The organism is Candidatus Obscuribacterales bacterium, assembly GCA_036703605.1.
In the GTDB taxonomy this organism is placed as follows: domain Bacteria; phylum Cyanobacteriota; class Cyanobacteriia; order RECH01; family RECH01; genus RECH01.
The window spans coordinates 1-1,050 of record DATNRH010000824.1 but is presented as its reverse complement, the minus strand read 5'-3'; the positions used below and the strand labels follow the sequence as shown (position 1 = coordinate 1,050).

Sequence of the window (1,050 nt, the reverse complement as noted above, 5' to 3'; positions counted from 1 at the left end):
CGCGATTGTGGCGATCGCCGATGCCCTCAAACCCTCTTCCAAGCAAGTGGTGCAACGCTTACAGCGCATGGGCTTAGAAGTCGTCCTCCTCACGGGCGATAACCCCAAAACCGCCGATGCGATCGCCGCCGAAGTGGGCATTGATCGCAGCTTTGCCCAAGTCCGCCCCGACCAAAAAGCCGAAATCATTCAGCAGTTGCAACAGGAAAAAGCCCACCGCAAATCGGCTGCGATCGTCGCCATGGTCGGGGACGGCATTAACGACGCGCCCGCCCTCGCCCAAGCCGATGTGGGGATTGCGATCGGCACCGGTACTGATGTAGCCATGGCTGCCTCGGACATCACCTTGATTTCCGGCGACCTCCAAGGCATCATCACCGCCATTCAACTCAGCCGCGCCACGATGCGCAACATCCGCAGCAACCTCTTCTTTGCCTTCATCTACAACGTGATCAGCATTCCCATCGCTGCCGGCGCCCTCTACCCCTTCACCGGCTGGCTCCTCAGCCCCATGATCGCCGGTGCCGCAATGGCGATGAGTTCTGTGTCTGTTGTGCTCAATGCCCTCCGTTTGCGGCAGTTTCAACTGAAAGCGTAAACATGGGGAGGCTCCCCGTTTCGCTATGAACCCACCCCGCGCTCTGCGCACTCCTCCTGGGGGAAGTCCCTGCAAGGGAGAGGTGGGTTCATTAGACCTCTTGCATAAATCAAGACCCTCACCTCAGGGGATGACAACATGCTTATAATCCTTGCCCTCAAAGGGTTATAGCAATTGATAGAGTCTCAAGAATGGCTGAGGTCTCCACCCCAAATGGGTGATACATCATTGGCATAATCCCCGAATCGCCCAATTTCCGGTCATGATTGCATTTTGGACAAGGTGAGATGAGCTGATTCTTGGAGGAGATTCGACCGCCAGAAATCTCTCAGTGAGAGGATTACAGCTTGGTTGTCATCCCTAGAGGTATTCAAATCGCCATTCTATTCTCCGAATGGCTTCTTCAATTTCAAGACAGAGTTCGAGCAGTTGCGAACGATCAGACATAGATG

Annotated in this window: 1 protein-coding gene; it reads left to right on the top strand. The window is 54.9% G+C overall.

Annotation, left to right across the window (positions count from 1 at the left end):
- On the top strand, positions 1-598 hold a 598-nt coding region (locus V6D20_17070), incomplete at its 5' end, for an HAD-IC family P-type ATPase (protein ID HEY9817493.1).
- Positions 599-1,050: the final 452 nt, after the last annotated feature.